This is a genomic window from Acinetobacter sp. LMB-5, assembly GCF_001541635.1.
GTDB classification, from domain to species: Bacteria; Pseudomonadota; Gammaproteobacteria; order Pseudomonadales; family Moraxellaceae; genus Acinetobacter; species Acinetobacter pittii.
Genome location: NZ_LRDR01000001.1, coordinates 605,053 through 624,263, shown reverse-complemented (window position 1 = coordinate 624,263; position 19,211 = coordinate 605,053). Strand labels below are relative to the sequence as shown.

At 39.7% G+C, this 19,211-nt stretch carries 19 protein-coding genes and 3 tRNA genes; 10 read left to right on the top strand and 12 right to left on the bottom strand.

The features are described from left to right. Nucleotides 1-67: 67 nt before the first annotated feature. Nucleotides 68-460 (bottom strand): RidA family protein, encoded by a 393-nt coding sequence (locus AW165_RS02805; RefSeq protein ID WP_081410500.1) that lies wholly within the window; start codon nucleotides 458-460, stop codon nucleotides 68-70. Nucleotides 461-599: 139 nt separating this feature from the next. Here AW165_RS02805 and AW165_RS02800 point away from each other — a divergent pair, with 139 nt between their 5' ends. After that, a complete protein-coding gene (locus AW165_RS02800; RefSeq protein WP_060464903.1) occupies nucleotides 600-1,199 on the top strand; it encodes a TetR/AcrR family transcriptional regulator in 600 nt (199 codons plus the stop codon). A gap of 68 nt (nucleotides 1,200-1,267) precedes the next feature. Here AW165_RS02800 and greA read toward each other — a convergent pair whose 3' ends face one another. The 3 genes from greA to carA all read right to left on the bottom strand — a co-directional run bounded on the left by greA (nucleotide 1,268) and on the right by carA (nucleotide 6,217). Next, nucleotides 1,268-1,744: a transcription elongation factor GreA gene (gene greA / locus AW165_RS02795; protein ID WP_002115570.1), complete on the bottom strand. Its 477-nt coding sequence runs from the start codon at nucleotides 1,742-1,744 to the stop codon at nucleotides 1,268-1,270. 88 nt (nucleotides 1,745-1,832) lie between these two features. Further along, the gene (gene carB, locus AW165_RS02790) at nucleotides 1,833-5,063 is read right to left on the bottom strand and encodes a carbamoyl-phosphate synthase large subunit (protein ID WP_032057423.1); all 3,231 of its coding nucleotides are present in this window, start codon (nucleotides 5,061-5,063) and stop codon (nucleotides 1,833-1,835) included. 14 nt (nucleotides 5,064-5,077) lie between these two features. Next, entirely contained in the window at nucleotides 5,078-6,217 is a 1,140-nt protein-coding gene (gene carA / locus AW165_RS02785) for a glutamine-hydrolyzing carbamoyl-phosphate synthase small subunit (protein WP_005067597.1), read from the bottom strand. Nucleotides 6,218-6,341: 124 nt separating this feature from the next. On the opposite strand from carA, the gene AW165_RS18995 reads away from it, so the two are divergent. Both AW165_RS18995 and AW165_RS02780 read left to right on the top strand, forming a co-directional pair. After that, nucleotides 6,342-6,500 carry a hypothetical protein gene (locus AW165_RS18995; RefSeq protein WP_002115567.1) on the top strand — a complete coding sequence of 53 codons (159 nt, stop codon included), beginning with the start codon at nucleotides 6,342-6,344 and terminating at the stop codon, nucleotides 6,498-6,500. 30 nt (nucleotides 6,501-6,530) lie between these two features. Beyond that, nucleotides 6,531-7,118: a hypothetical protein gene (locus AW165_RS02780; RefSeq protein WP_005072962.1), complete on the top strand. Its 588-nt coding sequence runs from the start codon at nucleotides 6,531-6,533 to the stop codon at nucleotides 7,116-7,118. Between the two features lie 59 nt (nucleotides 7,119-7,177). Here the strand turns inward: AW165_RS02780 and AW165_RS02775 are convergent, their stop codons facing one another. Beyond that, the gene (locus tag AW165_RS02775) at nucleotides 7,178-7,714 is read right to left on the bottom strand and encodes a DOMON-like domain-containing protein (RefSeq protein ID WP_002115550.1); all 537 of its coding nucleotides are present in this window, start codon (nucleotides 7,712-7,714) and stop codon (nucleotides 7,178-7,180) included. Nucleotides 7,715-7,730: 16 nt separating this feature from the next. Beyond that, nucleotides 7,731-8,054, bottom strand: a complete 324-nt coding sequence (gene yhbY / locus AW165_RS02770) for a ribosome assembly RNA-binding protein YhbY (protein WP_002115576.1) — start codon at nucleotides 8,052-8,054, stop codon at nucleotides 7,731-7,733. A gap of 199 nt (nucleotides 8,055-8,253) precedes the next feature. On the opposite strand from yhbY, the gene rlmE reads away from it, so the two are divergent. The 4 genes from rlmE to AW165_RS02750 all read left to right on the top strand — a co-directional run bounded on the left by rlmE (nucleotide 8,254) and on the right by AW165_RS02750 (nucleotide 12,371). After that, on the top strand, nucleotides 8,254-8,904 hold the full coding sequence (gene rlmE, locus AW165_RS02765; protein WP_000235573.1) for a 23S rRNA (uridine(2552)-2'-O)-methyltransferase RlmE: 651 nt from the start codon (nucleotides 8,254-8,256) through the stop codon (nucleotides 8,902-8,904). A gap of 133 nt (nucleotides 8,905-9,037) precedes the next feature. Beyond that, nucleotides 9,038-10,933, top strand: coding sequence for an ATP-dependent zinc metalloprotease FtsH (gene ftsH, locus AW165_RS02760; protein ID WP_005803954.1), 1,896 nt, complete (start codon nucleotides 9,038-9,040; stop codon nucleotides 10,931-10,933). 136 nt (nucleotides 10,934-11,069) lie between these two features. Further along, nucleotides 11,070-11,921 carry a dihydropteroate synthase gene (gene folP, locus AW165_RS02755; protein ID WP_060464902.1) on the top strand — a complete coding sequence of 284 codons (852 nt, stop codon included), beginning with the start codon at nucleotides 11,070-11,072 and terminating at the stop codon, nucleotides 11,919-11,921. Between the two features lie 135 nt (nucleotides 11,922-12,056). Next, nucleotides 12,057-12,371 (top strand): DUF5713 family protein, encoded by a 315-nt coding sequence (locus AW165_RS02750; protein ID WP_005067609.1) that lies wholly within the window; start codon nucleotides 12,057-12,059, stop codon nucleotides 12,369-12,371. On the opposite strand, the gene AW165_RS19610 is transcribed toward AW165_RS02750, so the two are convergent. Both AW165_RS19610 and AW165_RS02740 read right to left on the bottom strand, forming a co-directional pair. Then, complete coding sequence (locus AW165_RS19610) at nucleotides 12,372-12,749, bottom strand: hypothetical protein (protein WP_416202383.1); 378 nt, start codon at nucleotides 12,747-12,749, stop codon at nucleotides 12,372-12,374. Between the two features lie 40 nt (nucleotides 12,750-12,789). Beyond that, a tRNA-Leu gene (locus AW165_RS02740) sits at nucleotides 12,790-12,875 on the bottom strand. Between the two features lie 195 nt (nucleotides 12,876-13,070). On the opposite strand from AW165_RS02740, the gene AW165_RS02735 reads away from it, so the two are divergent. Beyond that, on the top strand, nucleotides 13,071-14,834 hold the full coding sequence (locus AW165_RS02735; protein WP_060464901.1) for an alkaline phosphatase D family protein: 1,764 nt from the start codon (nucleotides 13,071-13,073) through the stop codon (nucleotides 14,832-14,834). A gap of 103 nt (nucleotides 14,835-14,937) precedes the next feature. On the opposite strand, the gene AW165_RS02730 is transcribed toward AW165_RS02735, so the two are convergent. Continuing rightward, nucleotides 14,938-15,023: transfer RNA gene (locus AW165_RS02730), tRNA-Leu, on the bottom strand. Between the two features lie 11 nt (nucleotides 15,024-15,034). Next, nucleotides 15,035-15,108: transfer RNA gene (locus AW165_RS02725), tRNA-Cys, on the bottom strand. 152 nt (nucleotides 15,109-15,260) lie between these two features. Here AW165_RS02725 and folD point away from each other — a divergent pair. Both folD and AW165_RS02715 read left to right on the top strand, forming a co-directional pair. Continuing rightward, a complete protein-coding gene (gene folD / locus AW165_RS02720; protein ID WP_002115552.1) occupies nucleotides 15,261-16,109 on the top strand; it encodes a bifunctional methylenetetrahydrofolate dehydrogenase/methenyltetrahydrofolate cyclohydrolase FolD in 849 nt (282 codons plus the stop codon). 256 nt (nucleotides 16,110-16,365) lie between these two features. Then, on the top strand, nucleotides 16,366-17,034 hold the full coding sequence (locus AW165_RS02715) for a class I SAM-dependent methyltransferase (protein WP_060464900.1): 669 nt from the start codon (nucleotides 16,366-16,368) through the stop codon (nucleotides 17,032-17,034). A 22-nt stretch (nucleotides 17,035-17,056) separates the two neighbouring features. Here AW165_RS02715 and AW165_RS02710 read toward each other — a convergent pair whose 3' ends face one another. Continuing rightward, nucleotides 17,057-17,479 carry a hypothetical protein gene (locus tag AW165_RS02710; protein ID WP_002115580.1) on the bottom strand — a complete coding sequence of 141 codons (423 nt, stop codon included), beginning with the start codon at nucleotides 17,477-17,479 and terminating at the stop codon, nucleotides 17,057-17,059. 117 nt (nucleotides 17,480-17,596) lie between these two features. Next, nucleotides 17,597-18,928: an MFS transporter gene (locus tag AW165_RS02705; protein WP_005803945.1), complete on the bottom strand. Its 1,332-nt coding sequence runs from the start codon at nucleotides 18,926-18,928 to the stop codon at nucleotides 17,597-17,599. Nucleotides 18,929-19,211 lie beyond the last annotated feature (283 nt).

Below are 19,211 nucleotides of genomic sequence, written 5' to 3'. Positions count from 1 at the left end.
ATTCAAGCTGAACCCATAATCTCAGCCCAGCCAGTGAATCGAATATTAAAAGAGGGGCTAATTTGAACTAATTATTATGAGGAATACGTGCAATAACTTTAATCTCAAAATCAAAGCCTGCTAACCAAGTTACGCCCACAGCGGTCCAATTAGGATAAGGCTTTTGTGTAAAGATCTGATTTTTAACTTTCATAATGCTTTCAAACTGCCGTTCTGGATCGGTATGAAAGGTGGTGACATCAATAATATCATGGAAAGTACAACCAGCTGCTTTCAGTGTCTCTGCTAAGTTCTTAAAAGCTTGGATCACCTGTTTTTCAAAATCAGGTACAGGTGAGCCATCTTCCAAGCTACCAACCTGTCCTGAAACAAAGAGTAAATCTTTCGATTGAATTGCGGCTGAATAACCATGCTGTTCATATAAGGTATGGCGGTCTTTAGGAAATATTGCAGTTCTCATCAGGTTTGTTCTCCTTCAGTATTTAAATACCAATCAGTAAATGTCGCTCAGGTTTCACATACGCCACGTATGTAAACATACTTGACATACGAGGCGTATGTCAATTAAAATTTTTTGTGATGATTAGCTGGTGAAATACATGTCTGTTCGTGAACAAAAGATGGCGGAAACCCGCAAGAAACTGATTGAAGTAGCACGTCGTGCATTTGCTGAATATGGCTATGCAGATACTTCAATGGATAAACTCACGGCAGAAGCAGGGTTGACCCGTGGGGCGCTGTACCATCATTTTGGTGATAAGCGCGGTTTATTTGCTGCAGTGGTCGATCAAATTGATTCACAAATGGCAGAATATGCCCAGCAGCATTTAGAGCAGCCTGATGATCTTTGGGAAGGATTGCTACTTGAAGGGCAGACCTATATTCAAAATGCTTTAAATCCTGAGTTTCAGCGTATTGTGTTACGTGATGGACCTGCAGTGCTGGGCGATCCAGCGCATTGGCCAAGTCAAAACAGATGTCTGCAGTCTACCCGTAAGTGCGTTGAACAGCTATTGACAGCAGAACAAATTAAAATTGTAGACCCAGAAGCGGCAGCAGTGCTTTTAAATGGGGCTGCCATGAACGCAGCATTATGGGTAGCTTCTAGTGAATATCCTGAACAGGTACTTCCTGAAGCCTTAAATGCTTTTAAAATCTTTGCATCAGGCTTTTTAAAAATGCATAGTGAACTTTTTTAATAATTGTTTGAAATATAAAAAACCCCTCAATTGAGGGGTTTTATAGTTTCAGTATATCTATTTATAAATTAAAGATATTCTACACTTACGATTTCATATTCCACTTCGCCTTGAGGAGTAACGATTTTTACTTCATCACCTTCACTCTTGCTCAAAAGGCCACGTGCGATTGGTGAGTTCACTGAGATTTTATTGATTTTAAAATCAGCTTCATCATCACCAACAATTTTATAAGTCTTGCGTTCTTCAGTATCAAGGTTCTCAATCGTTACCGTAACACCGAATACAACACGACCGTTTTGTTCTAAGTCCTTAACATCGATGACTTGTGAAGCACCCAATTTTCCTTCGATATCTTGGATGCGTCCTTCACAGAAACCTTGCTGTTCACGAGCAGCATGGTATTCTGCATTTTCTTTTAAGTCCCCATGTTCACGTGCCTCAGCAATCGCTTGAGTAATACGTGGACGTTCAACAGATTTCAGATGTTGTAATTCTTTCTCTAAGGCGATTTTACCTTCAGGGGTCATTGGATAACGTTGCATTTCGGTCCCTCTTAAGTTGAGAAAACACAGTTAAAAAAATGAAAAAATCCCGCCACCGATAAGGTGACGGGACTTATCGGTAAAAAAATTAACCTACAGTTAAATCTTGCAAGCGGTATACATCCATTGGCAATTTCACAGCAAAGGCTTGGCAAACAGCTTCTGCGCCATTGATAGTCGTTGTGTAATACACTTTGCCTTGTAGGGCAGCACGACGAATCATTGCAGAGTCATATTGAGCCTGTTTACCTTCAGTGGTATTGACAATAAGGTGTATTTCACCATTTTTCAAGCGGTCAACAATATGTGGACGACCTTCAGTAACTTTATTTACAGATTCGCATTCTAAACCTGCTTCTTTAAGCACTTGGTAAGTACCACCTGTTGCCACAAGCTTGAAGCCATATTCAACTAATTTCTTAGCGATATCAGCGATATATTTCTTGTCAGATTCACGTACTGATAAGAAAGCATGTTTTACTTCGCCTTCAGTTGGTAAACCAGGTAAGCGTTCATTTGAGCCTAAAACAGCTTTATAGAATGCTTCACCAAATGTTTTACCTACGCCCATCACTTCACCTGTAGATTTCATCTCAGGTCCAAGCATAGGGTCTACGCCTTGGAATTTAGCGAATGGGAAAACGGCTTCCTTCACAGCAAAGTGAGTTGGAATGATTTCTTTAGTAAATCCTTGAGACTCAAGAGATTGACCTGCCATACAGCGCGCAGCAACTTTCGCTAAAGAATCACCAATACACTTCGATACGAATGGAACTGTACGTGAAGCACGTGGGTTAACTTCAAGAACGTAAATATCGTCACCTTTTACAGCGAACTGAACGTTCATCAAGCCGACAACACCAAGTTCTTTTGCCATCGCAATCGTTTGACGACGCATTTCATCCTGAATTTCTTTTGATAAAGAATAAGGAGGAATTGAACATGCAGAGTCACCTGAGTGAATACCCGCTTGTTCGATATGCTGCATGATACCGCCGATCACAACGTCTTTACCGTCAGATACACAGTCAACATCAACTTCAGTTGCGTCATCTAGGAAACGGTCAAGAAGAACAGGGGCTTCGTTAGATGCCTGAACTGCTTCACGAAGGTAACGTTTAAGTTCTTCTTCGTTATATACGATTTCCATTGCACGACCACCTAATACATAAGATGGGCGAACAACAAGCGGATAACCTACTTTTGCAGCTTCAGAGATACCTTCTTCAGCAGATTTTACAATGCTGTTGTTTGGTTGACGAAGCTGTAAACGTTGAATCATTTGTTGGAAACGTTCACGGTCTTCAGCACGGTCAATCGCATCTGGTGATGTACCGATAATTGGAGTGCCTGCTTCTTCTAAAGCACGTGCCAATTTAAGCGGAGTTTGACCACCGTACTGTACGATTACGCCTTTAGGCTTCTCTGTACGTACGATTTCAAGTACATCTTCAAGTGTTACAGGCTCGAAGTATAGACGGTCAGATGTGTCATAGTCGGTAGAAACAGTTTCAGGGTTACAGTTCACCATGATTGTTTCGTAACCGTCTTCACGCATAGCTAATGCAGCGTGTACACAGCAGTAGTCAAATTCGATACCTTGACCAATACGGTTTGGACCACCACCAATGACCATGATCTTGTCACGGTTTGATGGATTTGCTTCACATTCTTCATCGTAAGTTGAATACATGTATGCAGTACCAGATTCAAACTCTGCTGCACATGTATCAACGCGTTTGTAAACTGGATAAACACCCAAGTTCCAACGTTGTTTACGGAATTGCTTTTGTGAAATGCCCATGAGGTGAGCAATACGAAGGTCAGATAAACCTTTACGCTTGAACGAACGGATGTTGTCAGCGTTTAAGTCACCAAAACCTAAAGTTTTCACTTGAGCTTCAGTTTTAATGATGTCTTGAATTTGGATAAGGAACCAGCGGTCAATCTTAGTCGCTTCAAAAACTTCATCTAAAGAGAAACCATGACGGAAAGCATCCGCTACGTACCAGATACGCTCAGGACCCGGAACTTTAAGTTCTTTTAGAATAATTTCTTTTGCATTTGTTGCACCGGCTTCGATTTTTTCATCAAAACCGCTTACACCAACTTCAAGACCACGTAATGCCTTTTGCACAGATTCTTGGAAGTTACGGCCAATTGCCATGACTTCACCAACAGATTTCATCTGAGTGGTAAGAACTGGTTCTGCTTGCGGGAATTTCTCGAAGTTAAAACGAGGAATCTTCGTTACAACATAGTCAATTGATGGTTCGAAGCTTGCAGGAGTTACGCCACCAGTGATGTCATTTTTCAATTCATCAAGTGTATAACCAACAGCAAGTTTTGCTGCGATTTTAGCAATCGGGAAACCTGTTGCTTTAGAAGCAAGTGCAGATGAACGAGATACACGAGGGTTCATCTCGATAACAACCATACGGCCGTCTTTCGGGTTAATACCGAACTGAACGTTAGAACCACCTGTCTCAACACCAATTTCACGAAGAACTGCAACCGAAGCGTTACGCATCAATTGGTATTCTTTGTCAGTTAATGTTTGAGCTGGAGCTACAGTGATTGAGTCACCAGTGTGTACGCCCATCGGGTCGAAGTTTTCGATCGCACATACGATAATACAGTTGTCGTTTTTGTCACGAACAACTTCCATTTCGTATTCTTTCCAACCAATTAAAGATTCATCAATCAATAACTGGTGAGTAGGAGAGAGGTCAAAACCACGTTCACAAATCTCAAGGAATTCTTCACGGTTATATGCAATACCGCCACCCGAACCACCCATTGTGAATGATGGACGGATAATTACCGGGAAACCAAAGCGTGACTGGATTTCTAAAGCTTCTTCCATTGTTTCGGCAATGGCAGCTTTTGGACATTCCAAGCCAATTTTACGCATAGCGATATCGAAGAGTTTGCGGTCTTCGGCTTTCTCAATTGCGTCTTTAGTTGCACCAATTAATTCAACATTATATTTTTCAAGAACGCCGTGCTCATCAAGTGCAAGTGCACAGTTCAACGCAGTTTGGCCACCCATAGTTGGCAATACTGCATCTGGACGTTCTTTTTCAATAATCTGTGCAACTGTTTGCCAAGTAATTGGCTCAATATAAGTTGCATCAGCCATTGAAGGGTCTGTCATAATGGTTGCTGGGTTCGAGTTAACCAAAATAACACGGTAGCCTTCTTCACGAAGCGCTTTACACGCTTGAGCACCTGAGTAGTCAAACTCACATGCCTGACCAATCACAATCGGGCCAGCACCAATAATTAAGATGCTTTTAATATCCGTACGTTTAGGCATTATTCGCTCCTTAATTACTGTTTAGATGCTTCGATAAGTTCGATAAAATGATCGAACAATGGGGCACAATCATGTGGACCTGGGCTTGCTTCAGGGTGACCTTGGAAGCTGAAAGCTGGTTTGTCTGTACGGTGAATCCCTTGTAAGGTGCCATCGAACAATGATTTATGCGTTGCTTTTAAGTTAGCCGGTAAAGTTTCAGCATCTACAGCGAAACCATGGTTTTGTGAAGTAATCATCACTGTACCATCTTCAAGATTTTGTACAGGGTGGTTAGCACCGTGGTGACCATGGTTCATTTTTACAGTTTTTGCACCAGAAGCGAGTGCCAAGATTTGGTGGCCTAAGCAAATACCAAATACAGGTAATGTTGTGGTTTCAACAATAGTTTTTACAGCTTCGATTGCATAATCACAAGCAGCTGGATCGCCAGGGCCATTTGAAAGGAATACGCCATCCGGATTAAGTGCCAATACTTTTTCAGCCGGAGTTTCTGCAGGTACAACGGTTAATTTGCAACCGCGGTCTGCAAGCATACGCAAGATGTTGGTTTTGACACCGTAATCGTATGCAACTACATGATATTTTAATTCAGGTTGAGAGAAGCCTTGGCCTAGAGTCCATGAACCTTCAGACCATTCAAAACCAGTTGGATCGCAACATTCTTTTGCAAGGTCTAAACCGTTTAAGCCACCAAAAGCACGAGCTTTGGCAATTGCTTCTTCTTCGGTAATATTTTCGCCAGCAAGGATGCAACCATTTTGTGCACCTTTGTCACGCAAAATACGTGTTAATTTACGTGTATCAATATCCGCGATTGCAACAACATTGTGTTCTTGCAAATATTCACTCAAAGACTGCTCAGCACGGAAGTTACTGTGTAGTAGAGGAAGGTCACGAATAATTAAACCATTCGCCCATACTTTATGGATACGACCAGATTCAACGTCTTCTGCGTTGCAGCCAGTGTTTCCGATATGAGGGTAAGTTAATGTCACAATTTGTTGTGCATAACTTGGGTCAGTCAAAATTTCTTGATAGCCTGTCATGGCTGTGTTAAAAACGACTTCTCCAGTCGTACTTCCCGTTGCGCCGATTGACGTTCCTTTAAAGATCGTTCCATCTGCGAGGGCTAAAATGGCGGGGGTGCTCAAACCAAAGCTCCTGAATTTCGGCTGTAAAAAAGCGAGTAGACCCAAAAAAGATAGGCGATGTTGTGATAAAACATGCCCCTCCCTATCGGTCTGCTCGCTTGTAACTTAACAGCGCATTATACGCATGGAACCTCAAAAAGTCTATTTATTTTCTGCTAAAAAACATAATTCATTGCTTGATTTTTACAAAAAAATTATCCGCTCATCCGAATCAGTTACTTTTGATAAATTGTCTAACAATTTGCTGGCTGAATTTTTAGAACTGGATTTATTGTATTGCTAGTTAAAAAAATAAACAATATGAGGAAATAGCATGAGTAATGATCAAGTTTCAAAAGATGTGAGCGAGAAAGCTCAAGCAGTCGTTGATTCAGTAAAAGCTGAGGTGAATGAAGTGAAAGAAACCGTAGCTGCTACTACAACTAAAGCGAAAAGAACAGTAACTGCTAAAACTGCGCAAGTAAAAGAAAGTGTTGCCGAGAAAACTGAGCAGATTAAAGAAGTTGCTACAGAAGCGAAAACTCAGGTGAAAGAAGCTATTACTGAAACTCAAGAGCAGGTCAAAGAAGTTTTAAGCGAAACTCAAGAAAAAATTGAAGCTGAAACTCATGAGTTAAACAAGAATATTCAAAATCAATTTGTTCAAATTAAACAAGATATTCTACAACGTCTTGATGTGATTAAAGCTCAGTTTAGCACCTCACAAGAAGGATTATCTGAACTTAAAAATGCTTTGAAAGCAGAAATTAACGCGCTTATCGAAGATTTGACTAAAGTCAGTAAAGAACTTAAAGGGGATATTAGCCAGATTTCTTTGAAGCACAAAGATTCTTTAAGTGAAAGTATTAAGCGTACTAAAAATAATGCAGTTGAAGCTTGGAATAAAGCAAGAGATAACTAATGATCTTAGCTTTTAGCTAGCTATAAAAAAGCGAGAATTAATTTCTCGCTTTTTTACTTTTAAAACTGATGTAACCAGTCACGCTTATTATGGAAATCTGCACTTTTTCCACTATGCTGCATTGCATAGTACTGCATACCTTCTTTGGTTTTTAAAACTGCAGTTAAACCTAAATAAAGGTTTGCCCATTTCAAGCGATGCTGTTGCATAAATTGTCCCAAATCAAGACTAACATTTAAGCCATAATGAGTACGCTTGAGATGGTTCAGTTCAATATCGTAAGCAGCAAGGGGAGGCATACTTTCTGGATAGCGATATTCTTCAAACTGATAAGACTGCCATGCTTGAGAAGGGGAAAGGTTAATTTCCCGATAATAATCTTCATCATGCACGCCAACAAAAATTTCGAAACAAGTTTCTTCCCACAAAAAATCCTGACGAGGATGAGCCGCGACTTCTTGGGGCCAGACAATGAGTTGATTTGGATCACGAATCCAAAAACCGACATTTAAGGTGTGCGGTGCTTGCTGTTCAATTGCGCCAACAACAGAAACAGCATGAAAACGATCAAAAGCTGAAAGTTCGTAACTTGCCATAGTTTGTCAAATCAACTTAGTTTGCTAAATGAGCGTGGCGAACAAGATTAGACAAATGCTGGTTTTGCTTAGCTGCTTTTTTGTAAAGTAAAACAATTTTACCAATCTTTTGCACAGCTTCTGCGCCAGTCGCTTCTACAATTGCATCAATTACAGCAGTACGTGCTTCACGGTCTTCACCAGCAACTTTAACTTTGATAAGTTCGTGGTCGTTTAAAGCACGAAGAGTTTCTTCGATAACAGCATCTGTTAAGCCTTGTCCACCAATCATGACAACCGGATTAAGCACATGACCAATTTGACGTAAACGTTTACGTTCATGGATAGATAAAGCGGCCATTAAAAATACCTGATTTTAAAAACGACTTAGTATAGCAAAAAACTTAAATTCAGATGTACGAAAAACTGTATAAATAATCGATCAACATTATTGGAAAAAAACTGTAAAACTTGGTGAGATTACGCTACATCCGTACTGTAATGAGAGTAATTTTCACGTACAATGAACGATCAGAAGTTTTTTTGATATTTAGTGAGTTATGGCAACACGCATTACAAACCAGAAATTGTCGAAAAGTAGTCGTGCGTGGATGAGGGAACATCTAGACGATCCTTTTGTAAAAAAAGCACAAAAGGAAGGGTATCGTGCGCGAGCAGCATATAAACTTCTTGAAATCCAAGAAAAATATAAGTTGATCAAGCCCGGCATGACGGTAGTCGATTTGGGTGCAGCTCCTGGTAGCTGGTCTCAAATTGCTGGAAAACTTGTGGGTAGCAAAGGTTTAGTGATTGCTTCCGATATTTTGCCGATGGATGCTTTGCCTGATGTCACTTTCTTACAAGGCGACTTTAGAGAAGAAGCTGTATTTGAAAAATTGTTAAATATTTTAAATGGGCGACAAGTAGACATTGTAATTTCTGATATGGCCCCCAATACATCAGGTAATAGGGCTGTTGATCAACCTAGACAGATTTACTTATGTGAACTGGCTTTAGATTTTGCTCAAAAGGTTCTTGGTCCTAATGGACAGTTTGTGGTTAAAGTGTTCCAAGGCGCAGGATTTGATGAGTTTCGTAAACAAGTGGTTGATAGTTTTGATGTGTTAAAGACAGCAAAACCAGCAGCTTCTCGGGCGCGCTCTAAAGAAGTTTTTTTGGTTGGACAAGGGCGTAAGAAAGCATTGCAATAAAGTTTACTTGCCAAGCTCCTAAAAATTGTGCATTTTGTACTTTTAGGTTATCCGCAAGCAATACAGTTGCTGTTTTTATGACGATCAGCCAAGATTGGGCATGATCAAATTAGATCGATATGGGAATAAAGCTTTGAGCGATTACTTCAAGAATGCCGTATTGTGGCTAATAATACTTGGTGTTCTGATTTTAATTTTCAGTAATATCAGTGACCGCAATAAGCCTACTGCGATGAAATACTCAGATTTCGTTGCAGCGGTGAATGCTGGCCAAATTAAGCAAGTCACAATTGACGGTTTAAATATTAATGGTGAAAAAACTAACGGATCACAGTTTGAAACTGTTCGTCCGCAAGTTGAAGACACTGAGCTTATGCCGAGCTTAAATAAGCAAAATGTTGTTGTAGAGGGAACAGCTCCTCAACGTCAAGGCATTTTGATGCAACTTCTCATTGCTAGTTTCCCTGTACTGTTAATCATTCTGTTATTCATGTTCTTTATGCGTAACATGGGTGGTGGTGCAGGCGGAAAAAATGGACCGATGAGTTTTGGTAAGTCGAAAGCAAAAATGCTTTCTGAAGACCAAATCAAAGTTAATTTTTCTGATGTTGCCGGCTGTGATGAAGCAAAACAAGAAGTTGTTGAAATTGTAGATTTCTTAAAAGACCCTGCAAAATTCAAACGTTTGGGCGCTACTATTCCTCGTGGCGTACTTATGGTTGGTCCTCCGGGTACTGGTAAAACGTTATTAGCCAAAGCAATTGCTGGTGAAGCTAAAGTTCCTTTCTTCAGCATTTCAGGTTCTGACTTTGTCGAAATGTTCGTGGGTGTGGGTGCGTCCCGTGTCCGTGATATGTTCGAGCAAGCGAAGCGTCATGCGCCTTGTATTATCTTTATTGACGAGATTGATGCAGTAGGTCGTCACCGTGGTTCAGGTACAGGTGGTGGTCATGATGAACGTGAGCAAACCTTAAACCAAATGCTCGTAGAAATGGATGGTTTTGAAGGTAACGAAGGTGTAATCGTAATTGCTGCGACGAACCGTGTTGATGTCTTGGATAAAGCATTATTGCGTCCAGGTCGTTTTGACCGTCAAGTAATGGTAGGTTTGCCTGACATTCGTGGTCGTGAGCAGATTCTGAATGTACATTTGAAAAAATTACCTTCAGTTACGGGTGTGGATGTTAAAGTTCTATCTCGTGGTACTCCAGGTTTCTCTGGTGCACAGTTAGCAAACCTTGTTAACGAAGCTGCATTATTTGCTGCACGCCGTAATAAGAACACGGTCGACATGCATGACTTTGAAGATGCAAAAGACAAAATCTACATGGGACCAGAGCGTAAATCGATGGTTTTACGTGAAGAAGAACGTCGTGCAACTGCTTATCATGAAGCTGGTCATGCGATTGTTGCCGAGATTTTACCGGGTACAGATCCTGTTCATAAAGTAACGATTATGCCGCGTGGTTGGGCTTTAGGTGTAACTTGGCAGTTACCTGAACAAGACCAAATTAGCCACTATAAAGACAAGATGCTAAACGAAATTGCAATTTTGTTTGGTGGTCGTATTGCTGAAGAAGTATTTATCCAACAGCAATCTACTGGTGCTTCAAATGACTTTGAGCGAGCTACTAAAATGGCGCGTGCAATGGTTACGAAGTATGGTATGTCTGACAAAATGGGTGTAATGGTTTACGAAGATGAAAACCAAAATGGTTTCTTTGGTAATGTAGGAAGCCGTACGATTTCTGAAGCAACTCAACAGTTAGTAGATGAAGAAGTACGCCGTATTCTTGATGAGCAATATAAAGTTGCACGTAATATCTTAGAAGGTAATAAAGATATTGCACATGCGATGGTAAAAGCTTTGATGGAATGGGAAACTATTGATCGTGATCAAATCCGTGACATTATGGAAGGCCGTGAGCCACAACCGCCTAAAGTATATGTTGCTGAAAATCCAGTGGCTGCATTTGAACCACCAAAAGATGGTCCATCTACACCACCACCATTGCCAGCAATGAACTAATAATTAGTTAATTAAAAAAGCCACAGTCATGTGGCTTTTTTTATGGGTTTGAGTTTGTTAAAAGCTAAAAACAAATCAACACCATATATAGATGATAATTGCTAAAATACAGCCTGATTTTAAACTGGAGCTTTTTATGCAACTAATGCCTTTGCCTCAACAGATTTTACAGTGTGGACAGCTTCAGTTAGATCTATCACAGCCTCACGTTATGGGCATATTAAATGTCACACCAGATTCTTTTAGTGATGGTGGAAAGCATAATCAAGTAGATCAAGCGATTGCTTATGCGCTAGCCATGGTAGAGCAAGGCGCTACCATTATTGATATTGGTGGTGAGTCTACCCGTCCAGGAGCCTCTGAAGTAAGCGTAGAAGAAGAAATACGAAGAGTTGTGCCCGTAGTTGAAGCTTTAGCTAAACATAATATTGTTCTATCAATTGATACAAGTCAGCCTGATGTTATTCGTGCAGCGAAAGAAGCAGGAGCACATATTTGGAATGATGTACGTGCGCTTACTCGTCCCAATGCTTTAAAAACGGCAGCAGATCTGGATATACCCGTAGTGATCATGCATATGCGTGGTGAACCGACTACAATGAATCAGTTAGACCAATATGCGGACGTAACCTTAGATGTTATAGCGGAGCTCCAGCAGCGCGTGAATGAAGCTTTAAATGCGGGGGTGAAAAAACATAATATTATTATTGATCCTGGGTTTGGTTTTGCAAAAAATGCGCAGCAAAACTTAAGACTACTCAAAGAATTTTGGAAGCTTGGTGAAATGGGTTATCCGATTTTATCTGGCCTTTCTCGTAAACGTTTTATTGGTGAAGCATTAAAGGGTGCAACTGCAGACCAGCGTGCGGTAGGAAGCGTTACGGGGCATTTACTTAGTATTCAGCAAGGAGCATCCATTGTTAGAGCGCATGATGTCAAAGCAATGACTGATGCAATTCTAGTTTGGAAGGCGATGATACAAGCTTAATAAAGTAGGCTTTATAAAAATCAGGTAGTAGCTCATTAATTTAATGAGCTAGATGATTGAGTCAGGGAAAAATATCGTTATTCTTTTGAAAATATGTTATAAGCGGCAAGTTTTTGCTGTTGTGTAAACTTTTGTATGTTCGAAGACTTACTTCTCCCGATGTTTGATGATGAATATTATCCAGATATTTTGGTCGCTGAACTAAAGCAGCTCATTGAACAATTTGCTAAAAAAGTTCAGAAGCCTGCCTTAGCTGAGCAGGATATCTATCGATATGCTCATCAAACTGTGATTGAAATTAATGAGATGAAACCTCAGTTCGAAGATCTAGATTCTTCGTTAGATGATAGTGCTGCTGACTATATTGCTGAAGCAATGATGATGGTAGCACAGGAAGCTGGATATTTAGATCTAGAAATGGAAGAGCTGGTTATGAATCGAGAGTGGTGATTACTCTCGATTTTCAATATCTTCAAATGCATCTAATAAGTGGCAAGATGCCTTTAAATGTATTTCGTCTATTTCTTTAACTTTTAAAATTAAAACACCATTCTCTTGATAATCTGCGTCCGCTAACAAACTGACCCAATAAGTTTCTCGTTTTTGTTCCAGCGTTTTAAATTTATCTATTATCTGTTCGGGTGCTTTAACTAAATAATCATCTTTGGTAATAGAGCAACGTGAAAAATACCAATGGTTGTCTTTGAAAGAAAGGGTCCCAGAGAAAAGATCAGTGGCATAAACCTTTGTTATAAAAAGGGTAGTGTAAACGAGTAATAATATTCTTATCATAAAATTCATTTTGTTTAGGCATAAAAAAACCAGCATACGCTGGATTCTTTGTAGCACCAAATTCAATATTTGAAAATGGTGCCCGGGGCCGGACTCGAACCGGCACGCTTTGTGGGCGGGGGATTTTAAATCCCCTGTGTCTACCTATTTCACCACCCGGGCATGTGCGCAATAATAGAGGACAAGTGCGCGATTGGCAAGAGAAAATCAGAGAGTTTGCTTTATTTTCAATCAGTTCTTGTGGTATTTATATAAATTAACCAATTTATGTCATGATTTGTTCATTAAACTGAGATCAGTTGTTCATCTTATCTTCCTAAATTTAAGACACTCATTGCTTAAAACTTAGGTAATTTTATGTCAGAAAAAATTTCACGCCGAGAATTAATTCAAAAAAGTCTGTTCGGTTTTGGCGCGCTATCTTTGCCTGTAGCTTTTACGGGGTGTAATGATGGTTCCGATGAGGAGGGTTCAGAAACACAAGCAGATTTTTTACATGGAGTTGCGAGCGGCGACCCATTGCAAGATAAAATAATTTTATGGACACGATTAACACCATTAGACCTTAATGCGCGTCTTAGAGTTACTTGGGAAATTGCTACCGATGATCACTTCAAGCAGAATTTAAAGACTGGTACGGTTCAAACGACTAAAACTGACGATTTTACCGTGAAGGTGGATGCAACAGGTCTACAAGCGGGTACGACTTATTATTATCGCTTTCGATTTGGTAGCAAAGTCTCGCCAGTAGGGCAAACAAAAACATTACCTGTAACTACCAATAAGGTCAGCTTCGCAGTATGTTCTTGTTCTAATTATCCTGCGGGTTATTTTTACGTTTATCGTGAAATGGCAAAACAGAATGTGGATGTAGTCATTCATTTGGGCGATTATATTTATGAATATGGGGCTGATGGATATGCGACAGAAGATGCTGCAAAGCTGGGCCGTACTTTACCGTCCGATAATAATAAAGAAATTATTAAATTAGATGATTATCGCAAACGTTATGCGCTCTATCGTCAAGATAAAGACTTGCAGGCGGTTCATCAGCGTCATCCTTTTATTGTAATTTGGGATGACCATGAGTTAGCGAATGATACTTGGCGAGAAGGTGCAGAGAATCATCAAAGTAATGAGGGTCCTTTCTTGGAGCGTAAATTAGCTGCTCTACAAGCTTATTTTGAATGGATGCCGATTCGCCCAATCTCTAGTACCGATCATTTAAATATTTATCGTCAGTTTAACTTTGGTTCGCTGGTTCAATTAACCATGTTAGATACACGTATTATTGCGCGAGATAAACAGCTCGAATATAAAGACTATATGATAGCTTCTGGTTTAGATGCTCAAAAGTTTCAGGCTGATTTAACAGATCCAAAGCGTACTTTAATGGGATATACGCAAAGGGATTGGCTGGTCGATAAATTAAAGCAATCTACAGCAACATGGAATGTGATTGGTCAGCAAGTCTTAATGAGTAAAATGTGGATTCCAGCTGAGTTATTGGTATCGCTGGGGCAAATTACTTCAGGCGGAACTTCGCCTGATACGTTAGCTAAAATGACTGCTCAAATTACAGAATTAGTCACATTAAAATTACGATTAGAGCAGGGTGATCCAACTTTAACTGTTCAAGAAAAAGCGCGAGTCACAACTTTAGTTCCATATAACCTTGATGCTTGGGATGGCTATTATGCTGAGCGAGAGTTTTTGTACGGCAAATTGGCTGAGTTTAATAAGAAAATTATTGTTTTGGCGGGCGATACCCATAATGCGTGGACATCTTACTTATATAGCCAAAAGGGTGAATATGTCGGTGTTGAACTGGCGACAAGTTCGGTTTCTTCACCAGGTCTTGAAAAATATTTAAGTATTCCGCTAGCTCAGTTGCAGCAATTTGAATTTGCCTTTACGACGCTTATCGATGAATTGGCATATTGTAATTTAAATCAGCGTGGTTATTTGATGGTTACACTAGATGATAAGCAGGTGCTGTCGGATTGGATTTTTGTAGATTCAATTAAAAATGCAGAATATAAAGTAGATTCTAGTCGAGGTTATCAATTGGTGTTGGATGCGAATTTAACACCTGAAAAAGATAAGCAAAAAACTGCTTAAATATATGGGGCGAGAAAGGGATGCTAATAAGTATCCTTTTTTTAGACATAAAAAAACCAGCTTTCGCTGGATTCTTTACGACACCAATTTCTGTACTAGAAAATGGTGCCCGGGGCCGGACTCGAACCGGCACGCTTTGTGGGCGGGGGATTTTAAATCCCCTGTGTCTACCTATTTCACCACCCGGGCTTTACCAAATTTGGAGGCGGAGGTCGGAATCGAACCGGCGTCCACGGAGTTGCAGTCCGCTGCATGACCACTCTGCCACCCCGCCTACATTTGGTGATGCACATATTAGCAACCTTTACAAAAAAAACAATACTGTTTTGAGATAAGATGAACATAAAAGCAACATCTAGAATAAATTTGTCCAAATAATCATGTATTATTGGCACATTAAATTCATGTCTACCTTGGAGATGTGCTGTGGCATTGGTTTTAGACGGTCGCGCATTAGCAAAGCAAATTGAAGAAAATTTGTCAGTACGTGTTGAAGCTTTAAAAGCTAAAACAGGTCGTACCCCAATTTTGGCGACTATTTTAGTTGGGGATGATGGTGCATCTGCAACTTATGTACGCATGAAAGGAAATGCTTGCCGTCGAGTAGGCATGGACTCTTTAAAAATTGAATTGCCACAAGAAACGACAACAGAACAATTATTAGCTGAAATTGAAAAACTTAATGCTAACCCAGATGTACACGGCATTCTTTTACAACATCCAGTTCCAGAGCAAATTGATGAGCGTGCATGTTTCGATGCAATCTCATTAGCTAAAGATGTTGATGGTGTAACTTGTCTTGGTTTTGGCCGTATGGCTATGGGTGAAGCTGCATATGGTTCAGCGACTCCTGCAGGCATCATGACCATTTTAAAAGAAAACAATATCGAAATTGCTGGTAAACATGCGGTTGTAGTCGGTCGTTCAGCAATTTTAGGTAAACCAATGGCAATGATGCTTTTGCAAGCGAATGCAACAGTAACGATTTGCCATTCACGCACACAAAACTTACCTGAGCTTGTGAAACAAGCCGATATTATTGTCGGTGCAGTTGGTAAAGCTGAACTTATCCAAAAAGATTGGATTAAACAAGGTGCAGTGGTTGTAGATGCTGGTTTCCATCCTCGTGATGGCGGTGGTGTAGGTGATATTCAACTACAAGGTATTGAAGAAATTGCTTCTGCTTACACACCAGTACCGGGTGGTGTTGGTCCAATGACTATTACAACTTTGATTCGTCAAACTGTAGAAGCTGCTGAAAAAGCTTTAGGTTAATTTAATTAACGCTAGGCTGTTATTTGATACGCGTAACCGTCATCCGCAATTGTTTGAGGCAGAAATACGTTAAAAATTTAATGTTTCTGCGATGCTTTCGATTCTAGAGAGTATCTGCCGAGTTTTGCGGATGACAATGGTTTTGCCTACTTTTCCCGAAAGAAAAGTAGGTCCAACCGAAGGTTATTCTAAAAATTCAAATCATAATGGAATGACTCTGTTATGCTTGTTATAAAAATGAATTAAAAGAAATCTGATGAGCTGCACCTTTCAACTGTCCAAAGCCCCTGAACATTTACTTCAAGCCTTACATGAAGTTATTCCCAATTGTGAATTGATGGCACAACAGTTGCCTGAAACGCCTATTTCTTTATGGTTGATTCCACCAGTTTTTCCAACTGATCGCTTAGATGATGAAGTTATTCGCCGTATTTGGAATGACACGCCGTATTGGATTTTTTGTTGGGCATCTGGTTTAGCGATGGCACAGTGGTTACTTGCAGAGCCGCAACATGTTAAAGATAAAGTTGTTCTCGATTTTGGTGCAGGTTCTGGTGTAGTTGCAATTGCTGCAAAAATGGCAGGAGCGAAACGAGTCATCTGCTGTGATATCGATCAAGTTAGTTTGAATGCTTGCCGTGAAAACGCTTTACTTAATAATGTTGAGCTAGAATATTTAGATGATTTATATAAGGCTGAGCAAGTTGATGTTTTATTGGCAGCTGATGTTTTATACGATCAATGTAACCGCTTTTTCTTAGATGAATTTTTAAAGTTTGCGCCAGAAGTCTGGGTGGCTGATAGTCGTGTTAAGAATTTTAGTCACCCCAAATATCAAAAGATTGGTGAAAGAAGTGCTTCTACATGGCCTGATCTAGATGAAGCTAAAGAGTTTAGAAATGTAAGTTTTTATAAGACGCTGTAAAAGAACAGCGTCTTTTTTTATTTTATGAACAAGTATAACGAACAACTTTTAGTGTGCTTGGACGTGCTTCAAGCGCTTGGCGAGTCGCATAGTCTTCACCATTATTTAAACTAGGTGTATTGGATAAGCCAAAAGAAGCACGAGTTTCGCCGAGTTGAATTCCATAATGCTCATCTTTCGCTGGATTAGGAATTTCGTTGATACTCAAAATTGACAATTTATAAACTTTCTGAGCGCCTAGCACATTTTGACAAGCGCGTTGTAATTTACGTTCATCGAGTTGCTGGTTATTACGACCAGCTAAAGTATAAGCTAAAGTCGCCGAAGTTTTTGTTTGGTTTTCAATCTGGTATCCAGTTGAACCATTATATTGTCGAGGGGTAGTCTGACAAGCAGTTAAAACAAACATACTACTTAATGCCAAGCATAAAATACTTCTATTCATCAGTATCGTCCTTATTTTCTTATAGCTAGTATCTCATAAAATACAAAGGTTGTTGGGGCTTAATCTCATGATTTGAGCTAACATCGGCGAACGATATTAGCCCTTATTAGTAAAGTATTAATGTTCTTTGATTTTTGAATGATGCTTGGTATCTTTCATAAAAATATAAATAATGAGAGAAATGAAGATCATAATACTTACATAAATAAAGTACCAAGATTCATGCCCAGCTTCTTTAAAACTTAAAGCAAAGAACTCTGCTGTTCCGCCAAATAACGTATTAGCAATTGCGTAAGGTAATGCAACACCTAAAGCGCGAATGTGTGCAGGGAAAAGCTCGGCCTTCACTACAGCATTAATTGAAGTGTAGCCAGTCACCATCACTAGACCTCCAAAACATAACCAGAAAGCTGTCCAGTAGTTATGTGTATTTGCGAGTGCATCAAATAAAACGTAAGTGAATAAAACACCTGTTATTCCGAAGAAAATCATAAGGGGTTTTCGACCAATGCGATCCGATAAAGCACCCGCTACAGGCTGTAGACACATAAAAATAAATAGCGCTAAAGTTGTAATTTGAGTAGCTTCAGGTTTGGTGAATCCAGAGGTGTTGACCAAATATTTTTGCAGATAAGTCGTGTAAGTATAGAAAGCTAAAGTCCCGCCAGCTGTTAAAAACAATACTGTGAAAGCTTCTTTCGGATAATGTTTAAATAAAGCAAACATGCCTGATTTTGGCTGGTCTGTTTCTGCCTGAGCATTTTTAAAAGATTGAGTTTCTAAGAGGCCACGTCGAATACGGAAAACTACAATAGCAAGTAAAGCTCCGATAAAGAATGGGATACGCCATCCCCAATCATGTAATTGTTCTTCAGTTAATACCATTTGTAATATTAATAGAACACATAGGGCTGTGAGCTGACCAGCAATCAATGTTACATATTGGAAGCTAGAGAAAAAACCACGTCGATTTCTTTCAGCCATTTCACTTAAATAGGTAGCACTAGCTCCATATTCTCCTCCTACACTTAAGCCTTGAATTAAACGAGCGACAACTAAAAGAAGAGGGGCAAATACACCAATACTTTCATAACTTGGTGTCACGGCAATAAGAAGAGAACCTATACACATTAAAGTGACGGAAAGGGTAAGACCTGCTTTACGTCCTTTACGGTCGGAATAGATTCCCATAATCCATGCACCGATCGGGCGCATTAAAAAGCCTACAGCAAAAATTGCGGCCGCTTGAAGGAGTTGAGCCGTCTGGCTACCTTTTGGGAAAAAAGCATGAGCAAAATAGAGCGTAAATGCGGCATATACATACCAGTCGTACCATTCGACAAGGTTACCGGCAGAACCGCCTAAAATTGATTTTAGACGAGTTTTTGTATCTAAATTAGAATGTGGAGTTGTTGCGGTAGAAGGTTGATCAACCATGAGTCGCTCCATGTTTCGCTTGGGTTGAATGCTAAAAAAGAGAAGATTTATTCCGTTTTTACATATTTTCTAGAGGAGTATTTCACTTTATTTTTTTTATGTCTGTAAAACAATGTTTATTATTTAAGCAAAGGAATAAGTTGAATATTTATGTGATTTCAAATTAGCCGATCAGCTCACGTTTATAATATTGTTGGGATCTTTGGCATATTATTTTTTCCAAGTAGTAAAAATTGATAAAGAATGAGTAGAGTTTGGGCGAAGAAAACCTATACCCCTTAAAAATAATGATATA